25 protein-coding genes and 1 pseudogene are annotated in these 22355 nt (G+C 69.8%); 8 read left to right on the top strand and 18 right to left on the bottom strand.

Annotated elements, in window-relative coordinates; genetic code table 11:
- Positions 1-48 precede the first annotated feature (48 nt).
- Positions 49-573, bottom strand: a complete 525-nt coding sequence (locus ALI144C_RS19670) for a phage tail protein I (protein WP_076988571.1) — start codon at positions 571-573, stop codon at positions 49-51.
- 10 nt (positions 574-583) lie between these two features.
- The gene (locus ALI144C_RS19665; protein ID WP_168211295.1) at positions 584-1480 is read right to left on the bottom strand and encodes an NADase-type glycan-binding domain-containing protein; all 897 of its coding nucleotides are present in this window, start codon (positions 1478-1480) and stop codon (positions 584-586) included.
- Positions 1481-1722: 242 nt separating this feature from the next.
- On the opposite strand from ALI144C_RS19665, the gene ALI144C_RS19660 reads away from it, so the two are divergent.
- Positions 1723-2118 (top strand): hypothetical protein, encoded by a 396-nt coding sequence (locus ALI144C_RS19660; protein ID WP_143230740.1) that lies wholly within the window; start codon positions 1723-1725, stop codon positions 2116-2118.
- A 165-nt stretch (positions 2119-2283) separates the two neighbouring features.
- Here ALI144C_RS19660 and ALI144C_RS19655 read toward each other — a convergent pair whose 3' ends face one another.
- Genes ALI144C_RS19655 through ALI144C_RS19610 form a run of 11 tightly spaced genes read right to left on the bottom strand, consistent with a single transcriptional unit; the run spans position 2284 to position 12247 of the window.
- Positions 2284-4212 (bottom strand): putative baseplate assembly protein, encoded by a 1929-nt coding sequence (locus tag ALI144C_RS19655; protein ID WP_076988568.1) that lies wholly within the window; start codon positions 4210-4212, stop codon positions 2284-2286.
- A gap of 3 nt (positions 4213-4215) precedes the next feature.
- A complete protein-coding gene (locus ALI144C_RS19650; RefSeq protein ID WP_076988567.1) occupies positions 4216-4614 on the bottom strand; it encodes a GPW/gp25 family protein in 399 nt (132 codons plus the stop codon).
- Positions 4615-4623: 9 nt separating this feature from the next.
- On the bottom strand, positions 4624-6492 hold the full coding sequence (locus ALI144C_RS19645) for a VgrG-related protein (protein ID WP_076988566.1): 1869 nt from the start codon (positions 6490-6492) through the stop codon (positions 4624-4626).
- On the bottom strand, positions 6489-7574 hold the full coding sequence (locus ALI144C_RS19640) for a phage tail protein (protein WP_076988565.1): 1086 nt from the start codon (positions 7572-7574) through the stop codon (positions 6489-6491). Before ALI144C_RS19640 ends, ALI144C_RS19645 begins: the two co-directional genes overlap by 4 nt.
- A gap of 4 nt (positions 7575-7578) precedes the next feature.
- The gene (locus ALI144C_RS19635) at positions 7579-8061 is read right to left on the bottom strand and encodes a phage tail protein (RefSeq protein WP_076988564.1); all 483 of its coding nucleotides are present in this window, start codon (positions 8059-8061) and stop codon (positions 7579-7581) included.
- Positions 8062-8070: 9 nt separating this feature from the next.
- Complete coding sequence (locus ALI144C_RS19630; RefSeq protein ID WP_076988563.1) at positions 8071-9213, bottom strand: hypothetical protein; 1143 nt, start codon at positions 9211-9213, stop codon at positions 8071-8073.
- Positions 9213-9371, bottom strand: a complete 159-nt coding sequence (locus ALI144C_RS55585) for a hypothetical protein (RefSeq protein WP_168211294.1) — start codon at positions 9369-9371, stop codon at positions 9213-9215. The genes ALI144C_RS19630 and ALI144C_RS55585 overlap by 1 nt, the downstream gene beginning before the upstream one ends.
- On the bottom strand, positions 9368-9769 hold the full coding sequence (locus ALI144C_RS19625; RefSeq protein WP_076988562.1) for a hypothetical protein: 402 nt from the start codon (positions 9767-9769) through the stop codon (positions 9368-9370). Before ALI144C_RS19625 ends, ALI144C_RS55585 begins: the two co-directional genes overlap by 4 nt.
- Positions 9769-10233, bottom strand: a complete 465-nt coding sequence (locus ALI144C_RS19620; RefSeq protein WP_076988561.1) for a phage tail protein — start codon at positions 10231-10233, stop codon at positions 9769-9771. The genes ALI144C_RS19625 and ALI144C_RS19620 overlap by 1 nt, the downstream gene beginning before the upstream one ends.
- A gap of 32 nt (positions 10234-10265) precedes the next feature.
- On the bottom strand, positions 10266-10721 hold the full coding sequence (locus ALI144C_RS19615) for a phage tail protein (protein WP_076988560.1): 456 nt from the start codon (positions 10719-10721) through the stop codon (positions 10266-10268).
- Entirely contained in the window at positions 10718-12247 is a 1530-nt protein-coding gene (locus tag ALI144C_RS19610; protein WP_076988559.1) for a phage tail sheath family protein, read from the bottom strand. Before ALI144C_RS19610 ends, ALI144C_RS19615 begins: the two co-directional genes overlap by 4 nt.
- A 168-nt stretch (positions 12248-12415) precedes the next feature.
- Here ALI144C_RS19610 and ALI144C_RS19605 point away from each other — a divergent pair, with 168 nt between their 5' ends.
- Positions 12416-13021, top strand: coding sequence for a Pvc16 family protein (locus tag ALI144C_RS19605; protein ID WP_076988558.1), 606 nt, complete (start codon positions 12416-12418; stop codon positions 13019-13021).
- Positions 13018-13326, top strand: a pseudogene (locus ALI144C_RS54470) (PAAR domain-containing protein); the annotation flags it as partial. The gene ALI144C_RS19605 and the pseudogene ALI144C_RS54470, both read left to right, overlap by 4 nt.
- Here ALI144C_RS54470 and ALI144C_RS19595 read toward each other — a convergent pair.
- Positions 13213-14736 carry an MFS transporter gene (locus tag ALI144C_RS19595; RefSeq protein WP_083753201.1) on the bottom strand — a complete coding sequence of 508 codons (1524 nt, stop codon included), beginning with the start codon at positions 14734-14736 and terminating at the stop codon, positions 13213-13215. The pseudogene ALI144C_RS54470 and the gene ALI144C_RS19595 sit on opposite strands and share 114 nt — an antisense overlap.
- Entirely contained in the window at positions 14733-15605 is an 873-nt protein-coding gene (locus ALI144C_RS19590; RefSeq protein ID WP_076988735.1) for an alpha/beta fold hydrolase, read from the bottom strand. The genes ALI144C_RS19595 and ALI144C_RS19590 overlap by 4 nt, the downstream gene beginning before the upstream one ends.
- A gap of 119 nt (positions 15606-15724) precedes the next feature.
- Between ALI144C_RS19590 and ALI144C_RS19585 the strand changes: the two genes are divergently transcribed.
- A complete protein-coding gene (locus tag ALI144C_RS19585; RefSeq protein WP_076988556.1) occupies positions 15725-16669 on the top strand; it encodes a LysR family transcriptional regulator in 945 nt (314 codons plus the stop codon).
- Positions 16670-16712: 43 nt separating this feature from the next.
- Entirely contained in the window at positions 16713-17834 is a 1122-nt protein-coding gene (locus tag ALI144C_RS19580; RefSeq protein WP_076988555.1) for a glycosyltransferase, read from the top strand.
- Here the strand turns inward: ALI144C_RS19580 and ALI144C_RS19575 are convergent.
- The gene (locus ALI144C_RS19575; protein ID WP_076988554.1) at positions 17831-18970 is read right to left on the bottom strand and encodes an FAD-dependent oxidoreductase; all 1140 of its coding nucleotides are present in this window, start codon (positions 18968-18970) and stop codon (positions 17831-17833) included. The genes ALI144C_RS19580 and ALI144C_RS19575 overlap by 4 nt on opposite strands.
- 145 nt (positions 18971-19115) lie before the next feature.
- Here ALI144C_RS19575 and ALI144C_RS19570 point away from each other — a divergent pair, with 145 nt between their 5' ends.
- Complete coding sequence (locus ALI144C_RS19570; protein ID WP_076988734.1) at positions 19116-19454, top strand: ArsR/SmtB family transcription factor; 339 nt, start codon at positions 19116-19118, stop codon at positions 19452-19454.
- A gap of 38 nt (positions 19455-19492) precedes the next feature.
- Here ALI144C_RS19570 and ALI144C_RS19565 read toward each other — a convergent pair whose 3' ends face one another.
- Entirely contained in the window at positions 19493-20221 is a 729-nt protein-coding gene (locus ALI144C_RS19565) for a DUF998 domain-containing protein (RefSeq protein ID WP_083753200.1), read from the bottom strand.
- A 231-nt stretch (positions 20222-20452) separates the two neighbouring features.
- Here ALI144C_RS19565 and ALI144C_RS19560 point away from each other — a divergent pair, with 231 nt between their 5' ends.
- Complete coding sequence (locus ALI144C_RS19560; RefSeq protein ID WP_143230739.1) at positions 20453-20887, top strand: DUF5994 family protein; 435 nt, start codon at positions 20453-20455, stop codon at positions 20885-20887.
- 331 nt (positions 20888-21218) lie between these two features.
- The gene (locus ALI144C_RS19555; RefSeq protein ID WP_076988732.1) at positions 21219-21728 is read left to right on the top strand and encodes a DUF5994 family protein; all 510 of its coding nucleotides are present in this window, start codon (positions 21219-21221) and stop codon (positions 21726-21728) included.
- A gap of 99 nt (positions 21729-21827) precedes the next feature.
- Here ALI144C_RS19555 and ALI144C_RS19550 read toward each other — a convergent pair whose 3' ends face one another.
- A complete protein-coding gene (locus ALI144C_RS19550; RefSeq protein ID WP_076988552.1) occupies positions 21828-22349 on the bottom strand; it encodes a MarR family winged helix-turn-helix transcriptional regulator in 522 nt (173 codons plus the stop codon).
- Between the last annotated feature and the right edge of the window lie 6 nt (positions 22350-22355).

The following is a 22355-nucleotide window of genomic DNA, read 5'->3' as shown; positions in this document are numbered from 1 at the left end:
GGCGGGGGAGGGCAGCGTGGATAGGAAACCGCGCACGACGGGCGTGGCCTAATCGCGCAGTTCCACCCGGTGCGCGACGCCCGCCGGTTTGGCCGCCGCCACGATCTCGTCGAGTTCGCCGTGACCCACGGTGCTGTCGGCGTCGACGAACACGACAAGGTTCGCCGGTCCCATGTCGACAGCTGTGTCCGGCGACTGCGACCACGTGACGCCGCCGCTCTCGACGATCTCGACGCGTGTCCCGGTCAGCATTTCAAGGTGCGTGCGCAACCCGGCGACAGTACCCCGCGCGGTGTGCAACGAGACCGCTTGTGACACGGCCGCACGGCGACGCTCGACCGGCCAGTGCTCGTCGACGGCAGCCCCCACCCACTCAGCCAGCCAGTGCAGGAAGTCCACCGGCGCGAGCCGTGGGTCAAGGTAGGCGTCCAGGCAGTCGAGCGCGGCGATGGCCGGTGCGATCACCCGGTCGAGGCCCGCGGTCAGCCGCATCGCCAGGTCGTCCTCCTGCAGCACGGCGGGCAACAACTCGCCGATCGGGTACGGCGTCCCCACCGCGGGCGTGTCGTACACGGATCTCCCCTCACGCGAGCCCGAACAACTCGATCTCGGTGATCGCCACGTCGGCCACGGGCTGCGTGCCGTAGACCGCGAGCACCGAGATCTGCAGACTGGTCGCGCCCAGCCCGTCGGCGAGCTCGACCTGTTGCGGCTGCGGAGAGTCCTTCAGGGACACGACGGTGAACTTCTCGTTGGAGTAGGACACCTTCAGCGAGGACGGGCGGCCGTGCGCGGTGTACTCGCCCGCGGCACCGGACGTGACGATCGCCATGCGGAGCTCGACGGGCTGAGCCAGCTGAACGGTGATGACCGGCGGCTGGTTGAGCGACCACGGCGCGGCCCAGTAGGTGTTCTTGAACGTGTCGAACGCGGCCTGGACAGGGTGGCCCGCGGTCTGGGCGGTCGCCGAGGTGGTGGCGGGCCGGATCGGCGACAGCGCGTCGTCCGCGAGCGAACTGACCTTCGTCTTGAGCGCCTGGAACTCGTTGACCACGAACGTCCGCACCGGTGGGTAGAGCGCGGCGAGCAGACCGAACACCAGCAGCGACACACTGAGGATGACCCGAACCTTGCGGAACGTGCCCCGCAACGCCCGGCTCGTGCGCCCCTCCCCGGGCTTCGAGGGCCTGCCGCCCAGCTCGAGCACCTTGACCCGGCGCCGGAAAACCCGCCGCCACCACGGCGTCCCCACGACAACAGCGGACGACAGCGACTCACCACACCGGGAACAGAACTTCCGGCTCGCCAGGTTGCCGGTCCCGCACTGCCCACACACGAGCTCGCCGGGCTTGGGCCGATGTCTGGGCGGCGCGACGGGAACCTTGGGGGACGGCGGCTGCGCGGGTTGGGGAAGGACTTCCGGCGGCGGTTCCGGCAAGGTGACGGGGACAGCGAGCGCGGCTGTCAGCGGTGGCGGCACGACTGAGTTCGGTCTTTCGGTGGCCGGTGGTTCCGCTGCACGCGGCTGGAGCGCCATCGGCGCGGCTTTGTTCGCAGGCCGATCGGGCGGCGCAGGCATGCGTTGATCGGGCATCGGGGGAGCGGGGCGCGGCGGTGATGGCGGGGTTGGTGTGGGTTGGGGTGGCAGTTCGCCAAGCCGAGTCGGGTCGGGTGGAGCAGGGGCATCTGGCGCCGTTGTCCTGCCGGGTGGAGGTGGCGCCGATGGCGTGCGTGGTGGAGGCGGGGGTGGCGGCGCTGACTTGCCTGGCGGCGGTGGAGGTGGCGGTGCAGCTGACTTGCCCGGCGAAGGTGGTGCCGCGGGCGCCTCTGGTCCGCCTCGCGGCGGAGGTGGCGGCGGCGGTGGAGGCGGTGCTGACCCGCCTCGCGGTGGAGGTGGCGGGGGTGGCGCTGCGGGGCCGCCTCGCGGTGGTGGCGGGGGAGGCGGCGCCACCAGCCTGCCGGGCGGAGGAGGTGGGGGCGGTGCCGCTGCGCCCCTCGACGGAGGAGCCGTCCGGGAAGGTGGGCCGGGCGGCCCGCCTGGCCCCGCTCCCGGCGCGACCGGCTCCCAGATCGGCGGACCGGCCACGATGTCCACGGCGGCCCGCCGCATCCGGCTGAGCAGGCCCGGTTGTGCCTGCTGTGCCTCGACTTCCGCGATTTCGACGACTTCCGGTGCGACGGTCACCGGGACCCGCTCGCTGTTCCACTCGAGGAACTGCCCGCACCTGCCGCAGAAGGAGTCGGCGTCGCTGTTCTGCTGCCCGCAGTCGCCGCAGACGACCATCAGCGGGCCTCGACTCGGACCTGGTGCTCGAACGAGAACACGAGGCTGTTGGCGGACAGCTCGATCCTCCCTTCGGCGTTGCCGCGTTCCCCTGTCACGGGGTTCGCGGTGAACAGCCGCAGGTCCTCGACGCACGCCACCCCGCGGACCTCCTGCAGCAGCGGGTAGACGTCGCCGGGCCGGACTGTCCGGCCGAACGGCCAGCCGTGGCCAGATGGCCCGCCGCACAGCGGGTTGAGGTAGTTGTACAGCGCGCCGAGGGCGTCGTCACGGACCCGGTCGAGTGGTGCCCGTGGTTTGGCGATCAGCCGGGCGACCACCGTGATGCCGCGGTAGCGCGGTGGTTCGACGACCACCCGTGTGCCGATCACGCGTACCTCGTCGAGGTGTTCGGCGAGCCGGGCCAGCAGTTGCGGGTCCGGTACGAGGTCCGCGAACCTGATCCGGCCGTCCGGATCCGCCGCCGCGGGCACGACCAGGACCCGGGCTTCACCGGAACTGCCGGTGAGACACCGGATCCGGGCGATCTCCGGCACCGCCTTGCGGCCGATGAACTCGTAGTCCTCCGCGGTCACCGCCCGGTTGCGGGTGCGCAGCAGCAGCGGACCTCGGTCCGCGGCCTCGTCGAGGGTCTCGCCTTCGGTGCCACCCTGTGCCGAGTGGCGGTTCTCCACGGCCGCCACGAACGGAACCGACGTGCGGAGCGTGCGGACTGTCCGCGCGCTTACGTTTCCCCGTGCACCGCCGCCGATCGCGTAGCCACGCACCCGCACCACGGCGTCGCGTGGCGGGACGGCGCCGTACTGGCTCAAGGTGCCGTCCGGCAGGCGCACAGCCGGTCCGAAGAGGATTTCACCGGCGACGGGGTCAAGCATGAAGTGCCGGTCGGCGGGTCCGCTCGCGGCGAAGTCGACGACCAGGTGCCAGCGGTCCCACCCGGTGTCGGAACTGGTCTCGACCACCGGGTCGCTCAGTCCGCCGAGCACCGGTCCGGACTGCAGGGCGAAGACCTGGCCCGGTGTGCCGTCGGCGGTACCGATCGTCTCCTGCGCCACCAGTTCCGCGTGCACCACGTCGGCGGTCGCGCCGGTGGTGCACCCGGACAGTCCCCGCAGGATCGGCGACGCGGTGTACCCGGGTGTGTCGTGTGCGGGCGAGACCACCCTGGCTCGTAGCCAGCCTGCCCTGACCTCCTCGAACACGCTTTCGGCGTGGTCCGGTGGCAGGTGCAGCACGACCGCGCCGGGCCGGTTGAGCCCACCGGTCTCGTCAGTGCCGACGTCGCACGGGACCCAGCCGTCGGCGGTGTGCGCTTCCCAGACCAAGGGCGGGCGGCTCGGATCGACGCCGAGGCCAGCGATCTCGCAGTCGACGTCCAGCCGGACAGCGCATCGGGGTGCCGCGGTGTCGAGCCCGACGAGCAGCGTGTCGCCGGGCACGGGCTCGTCGGTGAAAACCGCGACCGGCACTGAGGGCAGCGGGTGCCGGGTGGTGTGTTCGGTCGACGCGTACCTGCTGAACAGCGCCAGCACCGCGCACGGGATGATCCGCAGGTCCGCCACCGTCGAGAACACCACCGGGGGTTCGGCGTCCGTGCGCAGCGTCCCGGCCTCGGTTCCGGCAGGCACGACCAGCGTCGCGCTCGCCGGGGCGGACAGCCAGAACGTGACGCCTGCCTGCGCCGGGGTGGGCGGGTGCAGCCGCAGGCCGATCAGGTCGAGGAACTTCAGCCTGACCCGGTCGGGGACCTGGTTGAGCCGGTAGATCAACTGGTAGCTCAGATAGGCGAACGTCTCGATCAGCGTCATCCCGGGATCGGACGGGTTCTGGTCGGTCCACTCCGGACAGGTGCGGCGCACCATGGCCACCGCGTCGGCCACGAGGTCCTCGTAGCGCCGGTCGTCGAGATTCGGTGCTGGCAGCGCCATCGGTCAGCTCCCGTCGCTGTCGGGGTTGAAGTGGAAGGGAACGGTCAGCTCCCGCACCTCATCCGTTGCCACGACGCGGTATTCGACGTCCAGGTGGACGAGGCCCGGCACGGACGTGTCCTGGACCACCCGCACCTTCGTCAACTCCACCCTCGGTTCCCATTTCGCCACCGCGCGCCGGACCTCGCCGGCGAGCGCCGCCGCGTTGTCCGATGTGCACAGTTCGAAGACGAAGTCGCGCAGCCTGCTGCCGAAGTCCTGCCGCATCGGGCGTTCGCCGGGGTAGGTCGCCAGGATGAGCCGGATCGACTGCTCCAGCCGGCGGGACCCGGCCGCCATGGCGAAGTCGCCGCTCGCGGTGACTTCGAGCGGGTAGTTGATGGCCGCTGTCGGCTGCGCCATGGTTGCTCCTCAGTTGAGCTTGATGAGCTGTCCCTTGATCTCGACCTCGCCCGCGCTCTGGATGCGGACCGCTTGCTGTGCCGTCAGGTTCAGCACACCGCCGCCGTCCACGGTGACCGTCCCGTCCGGACCGCTGCGGACCTCGACCGTGCCGCCCGCGCCGCACTCGATCACCAGGTTCCCGGGTTCCTGCTTGCTGGCGGGTGGTCGCGGGTCGCAGCGCAGGGTCACCGTCCCGGCCACCTCGTCGAAGACGAGCCCGAGCGAACCGCCCTGGGTGGCCAGCGTGATCTCCGCGGCCTGCGGTGGTCCCGTGGTCTGACCGGGCGTGGACTCGTCGTGGAAGGCCAGCATCGACCCGGACGGTGAGACGATCCCGCGTCGTACCACGGCCGCCGCCTCGCCCATCTTCTGCACCGACGGCCCGCCGAGGGTGTAGGTGCTGCGCTCGTTGACGACACCGCCGAGGATGTACGGCCGGTTCGGGTCGCCGAGTTCGAACCCCAGCAGGACCTCGTCGCCGATCTCGGGCAGGAAGGCCGTTCCGGTGGCCTGGCCCGCTCCCGGGTGCACCACCGGTGCCCACCCGGTCTCGAAGGTGGGGCACAGCCAGGGAAGCGCGACCTTCACCCGGCCGCGGTGGTGTGTCTCGTCGTTCTCGTCCCAGTCGCTGAGGTTGGTGACGATCCCGCACACCAGCCCGGTCAACGCCGCGGATCTGGAGGTTCCCCGTGTCGCGAGGCCGAGCAGCGACCGGTCCTGGTGACCTCCCGCCTCGAACCGGGTGTGATAGCCCTCTTCGTCGAAGACGTGCTGGACACGGCACAGCAACCAGTGCCCGGCGAACGCCGCCGCGACCCCGCTGACGTCGATCAGCACGCCTGCCGCGAGCCGCGGATCGCCGAGCGCCACGCCGTGCGCCTCGGCGACCGTGCCCGCGGTGCGATCGGACATGGCACGCACGGACACCTGCGCCGCCGCCTGCGCGCTCACAGCCGGGGAGTTGAAGGCGATCCGGGCCTGCTGCGAGGGCAGCGGACCCAACGGGTTCGGTTCGCCGGGGTCCGGCGCGGCTTTGTTGAACAGCGCACCGAGCGCGGCCGGTGCGGGGTCTGGCAGCCGCACCGATTCGGTCGCTGCGGGGGTGCGTTCGTCGGACACGGTGGCCGTCAGCGGATCCCACACGCGGACCTCGTACTCCGGGCACAGGTTGCCCGCCGTGACCCGGGGGCTGAAGGTCCGCAGGGTGGCCGGGAAGTCCAGTTCGACGCTCGCCGCGCCCGCGGCGGGCACCTGCCGGAACTGGAACTTCCCGTACGCCATGCCGACGTCGAAGCCGAGCGCGGCGGCGCGGGCGGAGAGGAAGTCCCAGTCGGTCTGGTTGAACTGCACCACCTGGTCGTGGACCGTCGAGGTCTCGTCGACCACGCCGATCGGCAGCCCGGCCTCCGTGGCGAGTTTGCGGGCGATGTCGGCGTCGGTCATCTGCAGGAAGGTGCGTGACCGAGTGGCCCGTTGCAGCCGGTGGTCGCCCGAGTACCCGCGCACGGTGAGCGTCGCTGTCGCGGCGTAACACCCTTCGAGTGCGGTGACCTCACCGGACATCAACGATCCCGCCGACTGCGGCCGCGTCGGCGGTGCGGCGCTGATCGATACGGGTGTGCCGATCGGGAACTCGGCCGTGACCGGGCCCGCGCCGCGTTCGACGGAGAAGGTGATCTCGAACATGTCCGGCAGGCCGAGCCTGCTGTCCACGGTCAACCGGACGATCCGCCGCGTCAGCGCGCCCGGCAGCAACCGCTGCTCCTCGCCGACGTACACGCCCGGCAGCACGGTGGTGAGCGATCCCGGAGCCCACTGGTCCGGAGTGGCAGTCATGTCGGGGACTTCCGGGTGTCGGCGAGTCGTTGTGCGGGCGTGTCCCCTGTGGTGGATGCCGCCGCCGGTTGTTCGCCGCCACCCGCCGCTCTGAACTCCTCCAAGTTCAGAGCCACCTGGGCGCGGCACGGGTCCCCGGCCGATGTGAACCGGTCGTAGGTCACGTCCATGCTGGTCAGGATCACGTCCTGGATGATGCCGTCTTCGGTGGAGCCCAGCGTGAGGCGCAGCCGCTGCAGGGCCGGGTACGACTTGTCGTCCGACCCGGACTCGCTGTCCGACGGCTGGCCAGGCGATGACGAGGACAGCGGCGGCGACGAGACGGGCTGCATCCACTCGCTGAGCAACCCGATCGCGGTCCGAACCTGGGCGGCGCCGTCGACGCGCAACTGGCCGAGGCTGATCCCCAGCCGCGCCGGTCTGGTCAGGTTCAGCTCGGTGGCCGGGTTCGAGCTGAGGCTTCTGACCTCGTGTTTGCGGCTGAGCTTGACTGTTTCCGGGGTGTACTGGAACACGATCTTCTTGCTCGCGTCGGTCGCGCTCGCGAGCCGGAGCCTGCCGTCCGCGCCGGTCGCGTGTGCGGCGGAGTCGTCCGTCTTGGTGGTGAGGAAGCCCTGGTGCACCAGCACGAGTTGTTCGGTGGCGACGCCGCCGCCGGTGGCCGAGAGCGCCGGTCCGTTCCAGGACACCGGGATGGCGTTGCGCAGCCGCCACTCCTGGATCACCGGACCGTCGGAGCTGGGGCTGTCGCGGAGCTTGATGACCAGTTCGACACCGGCGAACTCGGCCGCGGACCTGCCGGAGTTGACCCACTGGGCCGCGACGCGTTCGAGCCACCGCTGGACCCTGGGCGAGTCCGCCGTGCTGACCGCGCGCTGCAGGGTGATCCGCGTGTACTTGATCCGGCCGGGGAGCACGGCGGGGGAGTCGTACCGGCCGCCTTCGCCGAACTCCTCGGTGCCGAACTCCACACCGAGACCCGTGCAGCTGGACCACTGCCCGAGTTGGTGGTCGTCGGCCGGGCCGAGGCCGAGCACCGAGACGTCGAACCAGATGGTCAGCCCGAAGGCAGGCGCGGACATCCGGCTACCTGGCCTCGTCGTTGAGGAAACCGTTGTGCGCCAGCGTGAGCGTCTCCAGTGCCGGTCGGGCACTGGACGCGTCGAACTCGGTGATCTGCCACCCGATCGGGAAGAACTCCTTGAGCTGCCACGTCACCGTGTAGTTGTTGTCGTGGTCGACCATGTGGATGGCGCCGCTGTGGCGGTTGTTCGTCCTGGTCGTGGCCACGAGCCAGGACTGCACTTTCTTGGAGTCGTCGCAGGCGGCCCGTGACAGCGTGATGTCGGTGTAGGTCAGGTTTCCCGGCATGATCGTCTCGGCGTTGGCCGAGCCCGGCCGATAGGTGTGCTTGTCCCAGCGGACGGACAACCCGGTCACCTTCGTCCATGATCCCAGGTCGTATGCCCCTTCGTCGATGGCGACCACGAACCGGTGGGTCATCCCGACCTGGCCGCTGAGCGCCGCGAGCTGCTGCGTGGACGTCGGTTGTCCTGTGGGGACGGTCATTCGGGTCTCCTACCAGTGGTCGGCGAGCGTGCCGTGCCGTTCGCGGTCGATCAGCAACTCGGTGCGCAGCCGGTCGCGGATGTGCCGGTACAACCGGCCCGCCAGCGCGCTGACGGTCTCCGGGTCGGTGAGATCGTCCGGTTCCCGTCGGGCGGTCAACGTCTGGACGGTCGCACGGAGGGCTTGTATGTCACCTCGGAGCGCGGTGTCAGCGTGTGACGTGTCAGGGTGTGGCGTGTCAGGAACGATTGGCACGGCGTTGGTTTCGATCGGCGGCAGGTCCGTGATGCCGGGAAGTCTCCATTCCTGTGCCGCCAACGGTCCTGCCGGTTCGCTGCCGAAGCTTGGCCCGAAGTTGTCCGGAGGCGGGGGGATATCCGGCGGCGGGGCCTCGGCGGGAGCGGTTGTGACGGCCGCCAACAGTGCGAACGGCACGGCGCCGTCGCTGGTCGGCGCCGACCACGGGGTGGCGCGGTAGACCAGTTCGCCCGGGGGCAGAGCGGCGCGGCCCGGCTCGTCCTTGTCTTCCTCGACTTCTTGGGGAACCTCTGGTTGCGCGACCCTGGCGGCACTCGCGCGGTTCTTGGCTGTCAGTCCCAGTCTGCGGCTCTGGGCCAGCGTTGGCCTGTGCAACGAGCGGTTGGGACCGACGGGCGTCGGGGCGGGGGCGAAGGGAGGCGGTTCGGCGACCGAGGACATGCTGATCGCGGCGGCGATTGCTTCGGCGTCGAGGTTCTCGTACTGGGCCATCAGACGGTCGTACTCGGTGATGTTGTGGAACGGTTCCGCGGGCTGCTGCGGTGCGCCCACGGTCTGCGCGGACGTCCGGATCAGCGGTAGCGGTGCCTCGGTGTGCTGTCGCACGACGGGCAGGGAACGGGTGGACTCCGGGAGTTCCCCCACGATGCCGTCCGGCTGGTCCGGTTCGGGGTCGAGCACCGGATGTGGCCGGACGATCCCACCGGCCTGACCTGCCGGGCCCGTGTCATGGTGCGGGACCGGACGTGGCTGGTCCGGTTCGACAATGCCCTTGTGGGTCAAGAGGTCCGACGCGCCGCCGATCGTGGTGTCCAACACCGGCAGGCGCGCCCAGTTGCGCCGGGGCACGTCCGGGAGCGGCTTGCGCCTGCGCCGCCGCCATCGCCATGCCATCAGCCTGTCCCTCCCGACTCGGCGTGGATGTCACCGATCCGCGCGATCACCGTCTCGCGGGTCCGGTGGTCGAGATCGAGGATCGCCGCGGGCTGCCAGTGCAGGTGATAGGCGACGTACACGACGTCATGCCACAGGCCGTCGGCCGTGTACGTCACCGTTCCCCCGGGGCATCACCGGCGACGTCCACCCGGAACTCGTGCCCGCACGACGGGCAGGCGACATCGGCCTCGGTGTGCCCGCCCTGGTTGACCCGGCGGTAGAGGTCCTGCAGGAACGCCAGATCCGACGCGAACAGGCACTCCACGACGAGTGTGTCGACCGTGGGCAGCGTGCCGAGCGCCGTGACCGTCCTGGACAGCAGGAGCACGGTGAGGTAGTTCGGGTTGTGCTGGACCCTGGTGTCGTTCTGCGCGGTGATCTCGTCGCGTGCCGTCGCCAGCCGCAGAGTGCCTTCCCGGTGCAGCACGCCGTTCTCGTCGACGAAACCGCGCGGTAGTACGAAGGGGAACTCGATGCGCAGAACGGCGTCCTGGCGTTGGTCGATCGCCGTCATCACGCGGTCGCAATCGATTCGCAGGCGATCTTGCACTCGATCGTCGCGACGTCCGACGACCCCGCTTTCATCCCGGCTATGTTCAGTTCCGAGCACCACGCGCCCTGGAGCTTGTACACGATCTTGTTGTCGGAGCCGCCCGACGCGTCCATCACGGTCAGCGTCCCGTCCACCCGCGCTTGGGGATCGCCTTCTCGTGCCTGGGCGTGCCAGAGCAGCAACTGCTTGCTTCCGGCGGCGTCGAGCGCTCGTTTGAGGGAGATCGTCGGCGGGTCGGTCTTGCCGAACTGCTTGGTGTTCACGGTCTTGCCGGTGTCGTCGTTGTAGATGTACTCCGACGACGCGACTTTCGAGCTGATCCCGGTCAGTTCGGAGAACGCGATGCGGCCCATCGGGCTGCCCATGAAGTCGATGACGAACCTGGCGGCCGAGACGACCTGCGGCTGTTGTTTGGGATCTGCCATGGCACTGTCCTTTCCTGGGTTCGTCCTGCCGGTCAGGACAGGTGGATGCCGTCACAGACGATCGTCACTCTCATCCGCACGACCGCGGATCCGCCTGCCTCGGCCGGGTCGATGTCCAGCTTGGAGCACCACGCGTTCTCCAGCACGCACGACAGCGCGGGATGCCCCGAGGCGCTCATGATCGTGAACAGGGCGGGCAGCTTGGCCTGCGGGTCGTTCTTGCGCGCCTGCGTGTGCCAGTCGAAGAACTTCTTGTACCCGGGGGCGTCCAGGCCGCGCTCCAGCGTCACCGACGGGGGCAGCGGCCTGCCGAACTGTTTGGTGTGGACGTTGCTGTTGCGGTTGGTGTACGAGTACTCCTGGAACTCGACCTCCGTGGTGAACCCGGCCAGCTTGGAGAACCCGAGCCCGGTGGCCCAGGTGTCGCAGCGGACCCAGAACCGCGCCGCGCTGACCACCGGCGACACGGTTGGCGGCGCGGTGGTCATTCGGCCAGCTCCGCGCCCTCGGCGAACTGGGAGAGCCGGAAGACGACGAACTCGGCGGGTTTGACCGGTGCGACACCGATGTCGACGGTCAGGATCCCGGCGTCCCTGTTCTCGGCCGGGTTGTTCTCCGCGTCGCACTTGACGTAGAAGGCCTGTTCCGGTGTCTGGCCGAACAGCGCGCCGCTGCGCCAGATCCGGCGCAGGAACATGCTGATGATCCGTTGCACCGCCGTCCAGAGGAACTCGTCGTTCGGTTCGAACACCACCCAGTTGGTTCCGCCGAGGATGGACTTCTCGATGTAGTTGAACAACCGCCGTACGTTGAGGTAGCGCCATTCCGCGTCGCTGGACAGCGTCCGGGCGCCCCAGACCCGGATTCCTTGACCCGGCAGGGACTTGATGCAGTTGATCCCGTTCGGGTTGAGCTGGTCGTGCTCGCCGCGGGTCAGGGTGCTCTGCAGGTCGAGCACGCCCCGCACCACCTCGTTCGCCGGTGCCTTGTGCACTCCCCGGGTCGCGTCGCTGCGTGCCCACACCCCGGCCATGTGCCCGCTCGGCGGCAGGAAGATCGGCTTGCCCCGGCCGGGGTCCATCACCTTGAGCCACGGCCAGTACAGCGCGGCGTACTTCGAGTCGTAGCCCGCCGTCTCGATTCGCCAGTGCTTGATCTGCTGCGGCCGCAGTTCGGGCGGCGGGTCGAGCACGGCGACCCGGTCGGCCATCAGTTCGCAGTGCGCGATCATCGCCAGCTGGACGGCTTTGACTCCGTCGTCGTCGATGGCACCGGCGAGCCGCGCGCTCATCAGGTCTGGCACGCACAGCATGGTGATGTCGTCGACCGCCTCCAGACCGGCGAACCCGGTCCGGTCGGCCGCGTTGCCGACGTAGGACTCGGAGTCGAGCTTGACGTCCGGCGTGCCCCCGCCGCTCAGCGAGATACCGGTGCCCTTGTCGGGCTTGGCCAACGCCCCGCCCTTCACGTCTTCCTCGGTCGTGACCAGTTCGGAGCGACGCAGCGCGGCCACCACGTTGGCCGGTCCACGGCGGACCGTCACGTTGTCGAAGACTTCTTCCTTGCCGCCCCGGCGGACGACGAGTTTGAAGTTGTCGTCCGTCGGTTCGCTGGCGTCCTCGACCGCGACACTGACGGAGTTGCCGCCGACCCCGGCGGTGAGCGCGCGCAGGGCCAGTGACTTTCCCGGCCCGGTCGTCGGGAGTTCGACCCTGGCGACCGGGACGTCCTTGCCGTTCTGGACAGCCGGTCCGCTGCCGATCCGGACGACGTACGCGACGCCGCCGCCGTTGATGAAGTAGCCGTAGACCGCGTGCGCCAGGTAGCAGCTGTCGGAGAACTCCCCGAAGGTCTGGGTGTACTGGGTCCAGTTCGTCACCAGAACCGGTTCCTGCAACGGTCCTTTGGGCGCGAACCCGACGAAGGCGGCGACCGCGGTGCCCACGCCCTCGATCGGTTTCGAGCCCGACGAGACCTCTTCGACGTAGACGCCGGGTGACAGGTAGGACGGCATCGGGCCTCCTTGGCGTGCGTGGCTGACACACTCACCTTGCAGCCCAGTGGATTCGCGGAGAACAGGAGATGGCGCAGCGGCCGTGCCCGATCGGGAAGAGCTCGTCGGCCCGGTGGTCTTCCTCCCCGGCTCTGCCGGTGGCACCGCGGGCCGGTCCACACTGGAGCGATGCTGAGCTGGGTGGACACCGCGCTGGAGGCTGTGCTGGCGGCCGGTCTGGGAGCCGGTGTCGCCGTGTCGTTCGACGTGCCCGGTTCATGGTCGCGGGGGCGTGCGGTGGAGCTGTTCCTGCACCGGGTACGGGAGGACCTGCGCGGGCGGACCGGGGGGTGGGAGGACATCAGGGACAGCACCGGCCGCGTCACCGGCCGCCGGGTGGCGCCGCGCCGTTACGAACTGTCCTATCTGGTCACCGCGTGGGCGGACAGCCCGTCGCGCGGCCACGATCTGCTCGGCGACGTCCTCGCCACCCTGGGCCCGCTCGACGCCATCCCGTCGAAGTTCCTGCCCGAACAGGCCGAGGCAGTGCCGATCGAGGTCGCCAACCCCGGCTGTCCCGCTGTGCCGCCGGACTTCTGGCTGGCGTGCGGTGTCCCGCCGCGACCGGCTCTCGACGTGGTCGTCACCGTGTCGGTCGGTCCGGCCACCCCGGAGCCGGTCGCGGCCGCGCCGGGTGTGTTCGATCTGGGGGTCGCCCGGCCGCCGCGGGCGCAACCGCCTGCTGCCGCCGTGCCGAAACCGAAGTCACGGATCCGCGAGGAGCCGGACCGATGACCATGCCCGCGGCGAAACTCGGCGACCAGGTGGTCGGTGTCGACGTCCACATCGTGCTGGTGCCGTCACCGACCGGGCCGGTGCCGACGCCGGTGCCGTTGCCGTTCGACGGCAAGATCGTCGACGGTTGCAGCGGCAACGTCCTGATCGAGGGCGCTCCGGCCGCGGTCGTCGGCAGCGCGGCGGCCAACTCACCCGTCCACGTGCCGCCGGGCGGGGAGTTCGAAACACCGCCGACGAACCGGGGAACACTGGTCGCGGGCAACCCGACCGTTCTCGTCAACGGCAAACCCCTTGCCCGATCCGGCGATCAGGTCACCACGTGCAACGACCCCGTCCCCGAGCCGACCTCGGCGATCATCGCCACCGGAACGGTGCTCGCCTAGCCTCGCCAGGCCGATCGTGCTGAGCGCGGCCAGCCCGAACGCCACCGCCTCGTAGATCATCGCGTGCCACAACGCGCCCCCGGCGTACGCGATACCGGCGAACGTGACACCCAGCGTCCCGCCCAATTGCTGCGCGGTCGGCAGCAGTCCTGAGACCGACGTGGCGGCTTCGGCAGGGGCCCTGGCGACGATCTGGGTGAACGCCGAAGCGGTGAACACTCCGAACCCGACCCCGCCAAGGCACAACGCCGTCCAGTACACCCACAACAAGTCGGGGTCACCGATGGTCACCGGGACGACGAGCGACACGAATCCCATCGCGAGAGCGGACGCCGTGAGCGCCCCCGCGCCGAAACGCCTGCCCAAGCTGGTCGCGATCCCGCTCCCGGCCAACGCACCGACGGCGTACGGGGTGACGCTCAGCCCTGTCTGCAATGGACTCCAGCCCAACGCGCCCTGCAGGTGCATCGACAGCAGCAGCGTGAAGGACGGCACGCCCGCGTTGAACACGAGGACGACACCGAGCCCCCACCTCGTCGCCGGTTGCGCCAACGTGGACGGGTGAACGAGCGGATCAGCCACCTTGCGCTGCGAAACCGCGAACCCTGCCAACAACACCACGGCAAGCGCCAAGCTCACCCATGTCCACGACGGCCACCCCGCGTCGCGCCCCATCGTGAGGGGAAAGACCAGCAACGCCAACCCCGACAGGCTCAGGCTGGCCCCCACCGGATCGACGTGTTTCGTCGCACGGCCACCGGGGACGGACGGCAAGGTGGGCGACAGCACGAGCGCCGCGATCCCGATGGGGACCGTCAGCAGCATCGCCGCCCGCCAGCCCAGACCCAGCGGGTCGAGTTCGATCAGCACGCCGCCGAGCACCGGGCCCGCGAGCGAGGCCGCCGCCATGGTGGCGCCGAAGGCGCTCAACGCGGCGGGCCTGCGGTGAACCGGTAGCGCCGACTGGATGATCGACAGGATCTGCGGAGCCATCAGCCCGCTGCCGAACCCCTGCACCAGCCGACCGGCGACCAGCACCCAGGCCGCCGGGGCCGCGGCGGCACCGACCGAGGCGACGGTGAACACCGCCATGCCCGCGATGAACATCCGCCGATATCCGTACCGGTCGCCCAGCCGCGCCGACACGATCAGCGAACAGGCGTAGGTCAGGGTGTACCCGGCGAGAACCAGTTGGCTCGCACCCGCTCCGGCGCCGAGATCCTGGCGGACATCGACGACGGCCACCTGCATGACCGTCACGCTGAACAGTTGGACGAAGGTGCCGGACAGGATGATCGGCAGGAGCAGTCCTTGTGCCGGCGTGGTCATGCTTGCAGTGCGACGGTGGTCAACAGTGTCGCCAACGCCTCGGGACGCGTCACGAACGGGGAATGGCCGCCGGGCAGGGACCGCACCTGGAACGGGTTGTCCGGCGTGACCTGGTCGGCCTCCGAGATGATCAGGTCCTGGGTCGCGGGCGGCAGAGCGAGGTCGTCGGTCAACCGGATGTAGGAGCGCGGCAGCCGCCCCCAGCGTTCGGCGGTGAGCGTGACCGGCGTGCTGAAGCTCGAGTACGGGTGGTCGGGGTGCAGGAAGTGCCGCCACGAGTCCTGGGCGCCCGCGGGGAGGTCATCTGGGAGGTCGTTGAGGAAGGCCTGGCGGATCACGCCGGTCACGGCCGGGTCGGGCGACAGCGGGTTGATCCGGAACGTGCCGATCTCCGCCGGATCGGCGACCGGCGGCACCTGGACGGCACCGGCGTTCTCCTTGGCGCTGATGTAGTCGGCGAACCGCGGCCTGCCGCCGGGAACGAACGCGGACAGGTACACCAGCCGGTCGACGAGTTCCGGGGCCTGCTGCGCGGCGGCCGACGCCGCGGCGCCCCCTGCGCTGTGTGCGACCAGGACCACGTGCCGGTACCGCGTGCGGGCGCTGACCAGCGCATCGAACACCACGTCCGTGGCGTCGCGCAGGGTGACGTCGTACAGCGCGGACTTCTCGCTGGTGAACCCGGGCTGGCCGGGCTGGAAGTACCCGGCGGGCACGGGGGCGTCGAGCCCGGCTCCCGGCAGGTCGACGGCGACGCTGGCCAGGCCGTGACGGGCGAGGAAGCGCTGCGTCGAGGTCCAGTGCGTTGCGGAGTGCCAAGCACCGTGCACCAGCAGGACGAAGGTCTCGGACGAGGACGGACGGCTCACGTGGGCCCCTTCGGCAGTGGTGATCGTGTGACGGGCCCAGGTCACACCACCGGCACCCACGTTATCTACCTTGATATCTGACAGGGGCCTCCGTGATACTTCAGACGTATCATCGCGGGGTGGAAGCCCGTCATCTCCGCTACGCCCTGGCGCTCGCCGAACACCAGCACTTCGGCCGCGCCGCCGCGTCGCTCGGCATCGCCCAGCCGCCGCTGTCGACCCAGATCGCCGCGCTCGAACGGGAAATCGGCGAGCGGCTGTTCGACCGCACAGCGCGCGGTGTGTTCCCCACCGCCGCGGGGACGGCCTTTCTCGCCAGGGCACGCAGTGCGCTCGCGGAGATGAACCGAGCCCGGGTCGACGCGGGCCGGGCCGCGCGCGGGGAAACCGGGCGGCTGCGGCTCGGGTTCATCGGCTCCGCGCTGCTCGCCCCGCTGCCGGGCGTGATCGGCCGCTTCCGCCGGACCCACCCGGATGTCCGGCTCACCCTCCAGGAACTGGACAGTCCCGCCGCAGTGGCCGCGCTGCTCGCCGGGGAACTCGATGTCGCCGTGGGACGAGGCAACCCGCGTGGTGCCGGAGTGGAGGACCTGATCACCGTGCCCATCGGCGCGGACCACCTGGTGGCCGTGGTCTCCACCGCGCATCCCTTCGCCGGGCGGCCGTCCGTCGACGTCGAACAGTTGGCCAAGGAGCCACTCGTGGTCAGCGCGGACGCGGCCGCGTCCTACCTGCGAACGGTGTTCGAGGCGGATCCGGCCGTCCTCGACAGTGCCGCGATGGCACGCGACGTCCACACGATCGCCGGACTCGCCGCCTGCTGCGCCGGTGTCGGGCTCGGCCCCAACCGGATGCGTCTCATCACCCGAAGCGACATCTGGTTCTGCGACGTGGAGCCCCGGTTCAGGATGCCGGATCTGCGGATGTCGTTCCGGGCAGGCGATTCCTCGCCTGTGCTCGCGGCTTATCTATCCGTCGTCAGGCAGAACTGCGCGCACGTCGGCAGTCGGCTCGACGACCTGCTGGCCAGGAACCCGGCCGCCGCCGAGGTGGGTACGTCCTGAGTTCCGGTGCGCGAGGTGCGCGACCGCCTGCGACACTGCGACCATGCGCATCGCCATGCTGTTGGACGCCTGGGACGACGCACCGACCGGCGCGGTGATTTCCACCAGGCGTTTCACCGAGCGGCTGCGCGATCGCGGGCACACGGTGACTGTTGTGTCCACCGGAGCGCCGTATCCGGGCAAGATCGCCTTGCCCGAGTTGAAAGTGCCGCTCGCCCAGTCGATCATCACCAAGATGCGCACGCCGCTCGCCTGGCCCGACCGCGGGACGCTGGCCAGGGCGGTCGCCGATGCCGACCTCGTGCACGTGCACACCCCGTTTCTGCTGGCGATGCGCGGGATCACCGTGGCGAAGCAGGCCGGTGTGCCCACGGTTGCCACCTTCCACGTCCGGGCCGAGCACATACTGCGCAACATCGGGGTACGGGACCAGGCCGCGGCGGATCTGCTCAGCCGGTTGCTGGTCCGTCGCGTGTACAACCGCTGTGATCATGTGATCTGTCCGAGTGCGTTCGGCCAGGCCGAGGTGCGCAGACATGGCCTGCGCACACCGACCACCGTGATATCGAACGGAATTCCCGAGGAGTACCGCCCGCGGTCGCGGCCCGCGAACGATCGGTTCGTGATCCTGTCGGTCGGCCGGCTGGCGCCGGAGAAGCGCCACGACGTGCTGATCGAGGCGGTCCGGCGATCCCGGCACGAGAAGGACATCCGACTCGTGGTGCTCGGCGACGGCCCACTGCGGAACCGGCTGCGTGACCAGGCACGCGGCCTGACCAATCCGGTGCACTTCGACTGCCTGCCACCCCATGAACTGATCTCGCACTACACCACGGCTGATCTCTACGTGCACACCGCCGAGATCGAGGTCGAGTGCATGAGCGTGCTGGAGGCGATGGCCTGCGGGGTGCCTTGCCTGATCGCCGAGTCGGCAACGGACGAGACCGCGCGGCTGGCTCGGTCGGAGCGGTTCCGGTTCGCCGCGGGGTCACCGCGCGAGCTGGCCGCCCGCATCGACTACTGGATCGAACACCCCGACGAGGTGAGGGCGTCCCGCGTCGACCACGCCGAGGCCGGTCGGCGGTACCCCATCGACGCGTCGGTGGACCGCCTGCTCGATGCGTACCGAAGTTTGACAGCACGTCAACGCGTGCCGGGCCACTAGGTCGTGCGTTGTGGCGACCGACTGTGCCTGAAGCCTGCGGCACGGGCGACGGCGTTGCGCACGGCGAGGCCATAGCGGGTTCGTGGAACCATCAGCGAGGCGAGCAGGCCGACGCGCCGCTGGCGTTTTTCCACCTCCTGCCGGTGCTTCGCCTCGTAGACGCGGAAGGCGCGTGCGTGGTCATCCGGATGAGCCGCGAGTGCCTGGGAGAGCACATGCGCTCCGGTGATCGCCATGCTGGATCCGTCGCCGAGCAATGCCGCGGCGGACGCCGCGTCACCGAGCAGGGCTACCCGGCCTCGGGACCACCTCGCCAGCCGTACGTTGGTCAGCGGGTCGAAGTAGGGCGCCGGGTGCTCCCGGTAGGCGGCGATGAACTCCGGTGCTCGCCAACCCACGCCGGCGTAGGCCTCGGCCACGATCCGCTTCCGCAGCGCGAGGTCGTGGCGGTCGTACCCGTGCGCGGGACACACCGCACGGAACGTGAAGTTCACGAGCGGCGTGTCCCGTGACGGATGGAGTGCCAGCATCCGGCCCGGCGCGCCCAGGACGATCATTTCGTTCGGGTCGTCGATCGCGCCGGGCGACAACGGCACCGTCGCCCCGTGCATGCCGAGGTCGGTCGTGAAGCCCCGTTCCGGGCCGAACACCAGTCTCCGCACCGCGGAGTGGCTGCCGTCGGCGCCTATCACCAGGTCGAACCGGCGGGGCGCGGCCCGGCGGAACGTGACGTCGACGCCGGACTCGTCCTGCTCGATGGCGGTGATCGTGTCGTCGAAGACGAACTCGGCGTCATCGGCCGCTCTGCGGTTGAGCACTGTGGACAGATCCGACCGGGTGACCTCCACCGCTCGCGACGGGTCCGGGTTCAGCGCGAACCGCGCGATCCGTCGTCCGCCGTCGTCCAGGAGCGATACGTGAGTCGCGCGTGTCCTGAGTTCACGCAGCCGCGGCGAAATGCCCATCGCGTCCGCCACTGGAAGTGCCGGGCCCCTGAGGACCACCGCGCTGCCGCCGGACCGCAGTTCCTTCGACCGCTCGACGACCGTCGGCCGCCACCCGCGACGCGCGAGCCAATGAGCCAGTGCGGGGCCGGCGACACCGGCGCCGACGATCAGCACACCAGGAGAAACCATGTCACAACCTTTGAATGTCACGAGGGGGCAGGCGAGACCCCAGACGCCTTCGAACGTGCGCCCGCTTAGGTACGAGGAATTTCGTACCTAAGGGGAGCACAAGTCGAGGTACGATTCAAGTCGTACCTGCGGGAGGGGTGGCGTGATGCCGGAGACGAGTGCGGTGCCTGGAGACGACTTCGACCTGGGTACCGTCCTGCGCGCCCTCGCCGACGCCCACAGGCGCGCCGTCATGATCGAACTGGCCTCGGACCGGGCCGACGGCGAACGCACCTGCCACTCCTTCAACCTCCCGGTGAGCAAGCAGACCCGGACCCACCACTTCCGGACGCTGTGTGACGCCGGCCTCCTCTGCGAGGTCGACTACGGGAACAAGAAGGGTGTCCGGTTACGGCGAGCGGCGATCGACCACCGGTTCCCCGGCCTGCTCGACCTGCTCGCCGCGGAGTTCGACAGGTCCGCTCGATTGGGGCAGGAGGACTGACCACGACAGACCCGTCGCGCACTGTGGGTCCGATCCCGTCATCGTGCTGCCCGCCGTACGGCCAGAGCCAGTGCGACCAGCAGTGCGAGTTCCGCGCCCAACGCGACGCGCTCGAGCAGCCCCTTGGGCAGCCACGGCACGAGCTGCGCGACGCCGAACATCGCCGCGCAAGCCAGGACCGTGGCGGCGAATCGGCGGATCCACGAGGCGAAGCCCACCCACCGCGGATCGGGGTGCAGCCCCCGGGCCAGAATCCAGCACGCCACCGGCAGGCAGATGAACAGCATCGCCCCGCCAACCCGGTGCAGCTGCCCGGACAGGGTCTGGTCGGTGGCCAGTTGGTCGCCGGGAAACACCACACAGAGCAGCAATCCGGTATACCAGAGCCCGAAAAGCACGCCGGTGACGCGGTTGCGCGGCATCCGGGCACCGTTCATCCCGGCCTGCAGGACGAGCCCGGCGACGATCAACAGCACCACGGCCACCATGAACAGCGTGCCGCCCGCACCGTGGAACACGTAGTCGCTCACCGGGTCGGTCACCGGGTTCACCTGTCCGCCCAGCGCGGTGGTCAGGTAACCGGTCACCAGCAACGCACCGCCGAGGAGCGCCAGTGTCAGCCGGACGAACACCACGGCGCGGTCCGCTGATCGGCGACTGGTCGTCATTCGCTTCCCCGTGCGGTGACTGGCATCAGCGGCGGACGGCGCGGCTTTCGCCGCTGCCTCCCGTCCGGCGTCCGGCCGGGTACCAGCATCATACGCCATGCGGATCTACCGTGGACGGCGCCGCGGGGCGGAGCGGATCAACCCCTGCCGTCAGTCCTTTTAGGACAAAGGAGGTGGCCGGGTCCGCGGCGGGACGCGGCAGCGGTGTGCCCGGCCGCGGCGTACACTGAGATCACCGAAGGTTTCCGGACGTCCGCGGTCGGGTCGGCGTCGCCTTGGGCGATCCCCAACAGCGGCCGTGACCCGGCGGACCGCGGACCGGAGCCGAACATGGTCAGCCCACCCAGGCCGCTGCGGCTCGTCATCAAGGCCGACGGCGCCGCGTCCAGCGGATTCGACGGCGGTTGGTGGCCCCGTTCGCCGGACCTGGCGGTCGAACTACCGGCCCTGATCCGCGCGCTCACACCACGGCTGGGCATGGTCAGGCGAATCCGGTACAACCCCGACACGTGGGGCCAGCTGGCCAGGCACCTGACGGTCGACCGCGGCACCGCCCGGCTCGAGGGGTTCATCGGCCTTGATCCGTACAGCCTCAGGATCACCAGCGTGACAAGCAGCATGCTGTGCCTGATGGTCGTCCCGCCGGACGCCGCCGAGCACATCGGACACGGCGCGCTGGCCGCGGCGTGCACCCAGAAGGGGCTGTCCCGTCAGATCCTCGCTGGTTGCGGTGTGTTCGGCCACGGCCGGTTCTCTCCGCTGTGAATCGCCCGATCATGGTCGACTGCGTGTACTGTTGGCGGTGTCGGAAGCTTCTCGTGTGTGAGCGGTCAAGCTCGCAACGTTTTCGGCGGCGCTCACGCCGACCTGCTCATGGTCGGGGATGGGAGTCCGGCACGAGGCCAGGACCGTACGCGTCTCGCCAAACCCGCCGGCCATAGCGGCCAATCGAGCTACCTCGGTGCGCCTTCACTCTGAAGGCGGACGAAGAAGGTGCCCACTCGGGTACGCCGATGACGCGTGCTGTCCTGATGTCCGTGCCGTTCCTCCTGGCGAAGAAGTACCGGCCGTGATGTGGCCGGACGGGAGTTTCGGTATGAACCCACAGTGGGAGCGGCGCGCACCAGGACGTTCGTCTGCCAGACGCGTGCCGTTGCGGCTGACGTTGAAGCCGCCGTCGTCTCCCGCGGGGGCGGTGGACGGTGGCTGGTGGCCCCGGTCGATGGATCCGCTGGCTGAGTTCCCCGCCATGATCGCCGGGGTGACCGACCAGGTGGGCCCGGTCAGCAAGGTGGCCTACAACATGGAGGCATGGGGTGACGCGCCCAGGCGCATAGTGATCGACGGTGAGGTGGTCCGCCTCGAAGGCGTCAGCTCGCTCGATCCGCACACGGTCTTCGTATCAGGACACAGCTGGCGGCGGAAGACGTTGCTGGTCGTCCCGCCTGACGCCAGCGAGAACACCGCACAGGCCGCGTTGATGAGAGCCGCGCGTCCCGGGACGCGCGGTGGAGCGGAACGGATTCTGGCCGCTGGTGGTGGCGGTCGCGCTCCGGATGGCGCTGTTCCCGTGCCACGCGGGGGGCCTCGCGACGGCGGAAGCTGAGCAGCGACGCGCCGAAGTCGGCTGCCGCGGATCGCTATCGGACCGGGAAGATGTCGGCGCACCCCCACAGTCCGGACAGGACACTGGGAAGTACTTCGCTCACAGCACTTTGTCGGCGGGCACGGTGGACGGGGCGTTCTGGGACTCCAGTGCGGGTGTGTGGGCCCGCGTGTCAGCCAGTCGCTCGCACAGGGTTCCGAACAGGGCCAGCTCGTCGGGCTCGAGAACCGCGACGAAGTGCCGCATGATCAGCGCGAGGTGCGAGCCTTTGACGTCGTCGACCCGGGAGGCGCCTCCCTCGGTCAGTTCGACTGTCACGCCGCGCCGGTCCCCGTCGTGCCGCTGACGCACCACCAAACCGGCGCGCTCAAGGCGGTCGATGACCCTCGTCACTCCCGACCGGGACAGCAACGCCGCCTCCGCGAGCTGGGTCATCCGCATCCGGTGGCCGGTGGCCTCGGCCAGTTCGAGCACCACGACGCAACTGGCGAGCGACAGTTTCTCCCCGGCCCGCATTTCGACTTCCAAATGCCGGGTGACCTGGGCATATGCCCGTAGGAAAGACCGCCACGTCCCGACTTCGGTTTCCGTTGGCAGCCGAGACGTGCTCGTGTCTGGCATTCGCCC

The organism is Actinosynnema sp. ALI-1.44 (genome assembly GCF_001984155.1).
GTDB lineage: Bacteria > Actinomycetota > Actinomycetes > Mycobacteriales > Pseudonocardiaceae > Kibdelosporangium.
Note: the sequence above shows the minus strand (reverse complement) of the source record. Positions and strands in the feature narration are given on the sequence as shown.